The organism is Serratia sp. (in: enterobacteria), assembly GCF_046715635.1.
Classification (GTDB): domain Bacteria; phylum Pseudomonadota; class Gammaproteobacteria; order Enterobacterales; family Enterobacteriaceae; genus Chania.
The window spans coordinates 1-4,914 of the sequence record NZ_JBKJYW010000270.1; the positions used below are offsets into that span (position 1 = coordinate 1).

Consider the following 4,914-nt stretch of genomic DNA (forward strand, 5'->3'; position numbering starts at 1 on the left):
TAGTATTCGGCGGTTTTTGAGTCAATGAGGCCGTAATAATGGCAACCACGCTATTTAAAGATTTTCAGTTTGAAGCCGCACACCATCTGCCAAACGTGCCGGAGGGCCATAAATGCGGCCGCCTGCACGGGCATTCGTTTATGGTGCGTATTGAAGTGACCGGGGAAGTAGACGCCCATACCGGTTGGGTGATGGATTTTGCCGAGCTGAAGGCCGCCTTCAAGCCGATTTGGCAGCGCCTGGATCACTATAATCTGAACGATATTCCTGGCTTGGAGAACCCGACCAGCGAAGTGCTCGCCGCCTGGATCTGGCAGCAGTTGAAACCGCAGTTGCCAGAGTTGTCGGCAGTGATGGTCAAAGAGACCTGTACCGCAGGCTGCGTATATAAAGGTTAATAGGGCAAGTCTCAGGGTGAGGCGATTGGCTGCGGTGCGATCTCCCTCACCCTAACCCTCTCCCCAAGGAGAGGGAACCGATCGAGTCCAGCCGAAAGTGCAGTGATGCATCATGAGCACCGGCGGTTGAAGGGACGATCCAGGTTGGGGTGAGGGACCGGTCTTAAGCGATATTCAAATACTTATGCGTCTGCATTGAAAGCCGCCAGTTGCGGGCAATGCAGGTCTCAATACACAACCGCGTCGCCTCTTCTTTCTGGCTGATCGGCTGCAAAGCGATAATACGGTGTTTTTCGTCGTGCAACGTTGCCAGCAACTCATCCAACGCCTCAATATCACGTTCGCGCCCCACCGGATGCTTGATCTCATCGGCCCGCATCAGCGCCTGCTCTACCACCTTCAAGCCACCGCGCATGTTCACTTTGGGTGAAACGGTGACCCAGGTATTGGGGGAACAGAGGATTTCATGGGTGCCGCTGGTTTCGATCTGGCAGCCGTAGCCCGCGTTCTCAAACAGCTTGGTCAACGGGATCAGATCGTAGATGCACGGCTCACCGCCGGTGATCACGATATGGCGTGCGGTATAGCCCTGTTGTTCGACCACCTCCAGCAACTGTTCCGCACTGGCGCTACCCCAGGCATCACTCTCGGCCGTTTTAACCAGGATGCGTTGCATATCCACTTCCCGATCGGCGTCCTTTTCCCAGGTGTGTTTGGTATCGCACCAGCTGCATCCCACCGGGCAACCCTGTAGGCGAATAAAAATGGCCGGAACGCCGGTGAAATAGCCTTCGCCCTGCAAAGTCTGGAACATCTCGTTAATCGGGTACTGCATCATTTTTCTCAATCTGTCTAGGGAAAGACGCATTATCGCAGATCCCGACCGGGCGACCAAACCTGGAAAAGTGTATTAAATTTTGTCCGTTCGGCGGCAGCCAGCAGCTTTCTCCGGCTAACCGGTTAATGGGTGGCGTTTATTAAACACCAAACGCCCACCGCCGATGTTATCCACCGCCCAAAACAAACATAAAATTAACATTTAAAACGAAAATATTTGACATAAATGCGCCTGTGACGCAGATGTATAGACAGGCAGGCACAAGTCGGGCGCAGTTCCGACGATCCATCAACATCCCATCTGCGTTTAAGGAAACTATGGCTCATTCCACCGAGTTAAATATTCAGCAGGCTATCGACGACAGCAAATTTTCGCTGTTTCACTGGACCCTGATCATCCTGGGTTTCCTGATCCTGGCGATTGACGGTTACGATACGGCGGCGATGGGCTATATCGCCCCTTCAGTGGCCAAAGACTGGGGGATCGTCAAACAAGATCTGGGGCCGGTATTAAGCGCTGCGCTGCTTGGCCTTTCGTTGGGAGCCCTGGTTGCCGGGCCGATTTCTGACCGCGTTGGCCGCAAACGGGTGCTGGTGTTCTCCTGCCTGTTTTTTGGCCTTTCCAGCCTGGCCACCGCCTACGCGGGTTCACTCAACAGCCTGACGCTGTGGCGCTTCCTCACCGGGCTGGGGCTGGGTGCCGCCATGCCAAACGCCATCACGCTGATCTCCGAATACGCCCCGCAGCGCTGCCGATCGCGGGCCATCAACACCATGTACTGCGGCTTTCCGCTGGGAGCGGCAGGCGGTGGCGCCATCTCTTCCTGGCTGATCCCCGCTTACGGTTGGCACAGCGTGCTGCTGTTGGGGGCCATTGCCCCGCTATTGCTCACCGTGCTGTTGATCCTGCTGCTGCCGGAATCGGTGAAATACATGGTTAACCGTGGTCAGGATGCCGCTAAAATCAAACCGATCGCCCAACGCTTTATCAGCCACAACATCAGCCACATTACCCGTTTCTACCTGTATGAAGACAAGCTGGCCCTGTCGAAGACCAGCGTCGGCTTGCTGTTCAGCCGCCCCTATCTGGTGGGAACACTGATGCTGTGGCTCACCTACTTTATGGGGTTGGTGATCTATTACGTATTGCTGAGCTGGATGCCGCTGTTGATGCAAGGGCTGGGGTATCAGCTTGAGCAATCGGCGATCCTGACGTCGCTGTTCACCTTCGGCGGTACGCTGGGGATCTTGATGGCCGGTTGGTTGATGGACCGCTGGAATGCCCACAAGGTAGTTTCTACCGGCTTTGCCATCAGCGCCCTGCTGATTGTGGCGATGGCCACCGAGGATAGCCAGATCGTGCTGCTCGGCGCCTTTATCTTCCTGATGGGTATCACCATGAACGGCGCGCAATCCGGCCTGCAAACTCTGGCAGCCACCTACTACCCAACACACAGCCGCGCTACCGGTATTGCCTGGATGCAGGGCATTGGCCGCTTTGGCGGCGTGGCTGGCACCATGATGGCCGCTCAGCTACTGGCGATGGAGTGGCAGGTGCAGAGCATTTTGCTGTTCCTGGCAATTCCGGCGCTGTTAGCCAGCCTGGCCACGGTATTTAAAATGACGCGTTCAAGCGCATTGCAACCAGCTATCTAACCTATTGATTATATTAGCGGGCGCTGCATGCAGCTAATCGGGCGCAGCATGCGGCGCCCCTACAATTCATTGTCTCCCAATCCCCCGGTAATACGATTTTTTTATCGCTTCCGCTGAGTTGTAATCCATATGTAAAATTATTGTGATTTGTCGCTCAAAAATGACACTATTTTAATTCATTTTTGTAGAGCAGCTCACTGTTTTGCCACGTCCGGCTAATAGCCTTAATCCGAAAATTAAACATAAATGCATGATTTAAAACACAAATAATCTTTGCTTATGCCATTTTTCTCAAATTGTCGCCACTGTTGCATATGCTTGTACATACAAGTATATGTTAATAAATCCCGCTCATTGTTATGGCCTGTGAGTTGCCGTCATAAGATGAGATTTGTACCGATACTGTTTGAGGAACTAGCTGTGACTGCAAATAACAAAGTTCGCCATGTTGATATTCGCGCGCCCCGCGGTACACAATTAAACGCCAAAAGCTGGCTGACCGAAGCGCCGCTGCGCATGCTGATGAACAACCTCGATCCAGAAGTGGCTGAAAATCCACACGAACTGGTCGTTTATGGCGGTATCGGCCGCGCGGCCCGTGATTGGGACTGTTACGACAAGATTGTTGCCACCCTCAAAACCCTGGAAGATGACGAAACCTTGCTGGTGCAGTCCGGCAAGCCGGTCGGCGTGTTTAAAACGCACAGTAACGCTCCGCGCGTGCTGATTGCCAACTCCAACCTGGTGCCTCACTGGGCAACCTGGGAACACTTTAACGAACTGGATGCCAAGGGCCTGGCAATGTATGGCCAGATGACCGCTGGCAGCTGGATTTACATCGGTAGCCAGGGCATCGTGCAGGGCACTTACGAGACCTTCGTCGAAGCTGGCCGCCAGCATTACGACGGCAGCCTGAAAGGCCGCTGGGTGCTGACCGCCGGGCTGGGTGGCATGGGTGGCGCACAGCCACTGGCCGCGACCTTGGCCGGAGCCAGTTCACTGAACATCGAATGCCAACAAAGCCGTATCGATTTCCGCCTGAAAACCCGCTATGTCGATGAGCAGGCCACCGATCTGGATGACGCACTGGCGCGCCTGAAAAAGTACTGCGCCGAAGGCAAAGCCATCTCGATTGCCCTGTGTGGCAACGCGGCAGAAATCCTGCCGGAGCTGGTCAAGCGTGGCGTGCGCCCGGACATGGTCACCGACCAGACCAGCGCCCACGATCCGCTCAACGGTTACCTGCCAAAAGGCTGGAGCTGGGAAGAGTATCGCCGCCGTGCGCAAACCGAACCTGCCGTGGTGGTGAAGGCCGCCAAGCAGTCGATGGCCGAACACGTAGAAGCCATGTTGGCGTTCCAGAAAATGGGCGTACCTACCTTCGACTACGGCAACAATATCCGCCAGATGGCCAAAGAGATGGGCGTTGATAACGCCTTTGACTTCCCGGGCTTTGTGCCTGCCTATATTCGCCCGCTGTTCTGCCGTGGCGTCGGTCCGTTCCGTTGGGCTGCGCTGTCTGGCGATCCGCAGGATATCTACAAGACCGACGCCATGGTCAAAGAGCTGATCCCAGACGATGAGCACCTGCACCGTTGGTTGGATATGGCGCGTGAGCGCATCAGCTTCCAGGGCCTGCCAGCCCGTATCTGCTGGGTCGGCCTGGGCCAACGTGCCAAACTGGGTCTGGCATTTAACGAGATGGTGCGCCGCGGCGAACTCTCCGCTCCCATCGTCATTGGCCGTGACCACCTGGATTCCGGCTCGGTCGCCAGCCCGAACCGTGAAACCGAATCAATGAAGGACGGCTCTGATGCCGTATCCGACTGGCCGCTGCTCAACGCCCTGCTCAACACCGCCAGCGGTGCCACCTGGGTGTCTCTGCACCACGGCGGCGGCGTCGGCATGGGCTTCTCCCAACACTCCGGCATGGTGATCGTCTGTGACGGCACCGATGAAGCCGCCGAGCGTATCGCCCGCGTGCTGCATAACGACCCGGCCACCGGCGTCATGCGCCATGCTG

At 55.9% G+C, this 4,914-nt stretch carries 4 protein-coding genes; 3 read left to right on the forward strand and 1 reads right to left on the reverse strand.

The window, feature by feature from the left end:
- Positions 1-38 precede the first annotated feature (38 nt).
- Complete coding sequence (gene queD / locus ACLQ7H_RS13250) at positions 39-398, forward strand: 6-carboxytetrahydropterin synthase QueD (RefSeq protein ID WP_021179400.1); 360 nt, start codon at positions 39-41, stop codon at positions 396-398.
- Positions 399-561: 163 nt separating this feature from the next.
- On the opposite strand, the gene queE is transcribed toward queD, so the two are convergent.
- Positions 562-1,233: a 7-carboxy-7-deazaguanine synthase QueE gene (queE, locus tag ACLQ7H_RS13255; RefSeq protein WP_411753076.1), complete on the reverse strand. Its 672-nt coding sequence runs from the start codon at positions 1,231-1,233 to the stop codon at positions 562-564.
- Positions 1,234-1,553: 320 nt separating this feature from the next.
- Between queE and ACLQ7H_RS13260 the strand changes: the two genes are divergently transcribed.
- Positions 1,554-2,891 carry an MFS transporter gene (locus ACLQ7H_RS13260; protein WP_411753074.1) on the forward strand — a complete coding sequence of 446 codons (1,338 nt, stop codon included), beginning with the start codon at positions 1,554-1,556 and terminating at the stop codon, positions 2,889-2,891.
- Between the two features lie 420 nt (positions 2,892-3,311).
- On the forward strand, positions 3,312-4,914 hold a 1,603-nt coding region (hutU, locus tag ACLQ7H_RS13265), incomplete at its 3' end, for a urocanate hydratase (protein ID WP_411753075.1).

What these genes read in the sequence shown, in the direction of transcription:
- queD (WP_021179400.1), top strand. Translation starts at nt 39, where the DNA reads ATGGCAACCACGCTATTTAAAGATTTTCAGTTTGAAGCCGCACACCAT.
- queE (WP_411753076.1), bottom strand. Translation starts at nt 1,233, where the DNA reads ATGCAGTACCCGATTAACGAGATGTTCCAGACTTTGCAGGGCGAAGGC.
- ACLQ7H_RS13260 (WP_411753074.1), top strand. Translation starts at nt 1,554, where the DNA reads ATGGCTCATTCCACCGAGTTAAATATTCAGCAGGCTATCGACGACAGC.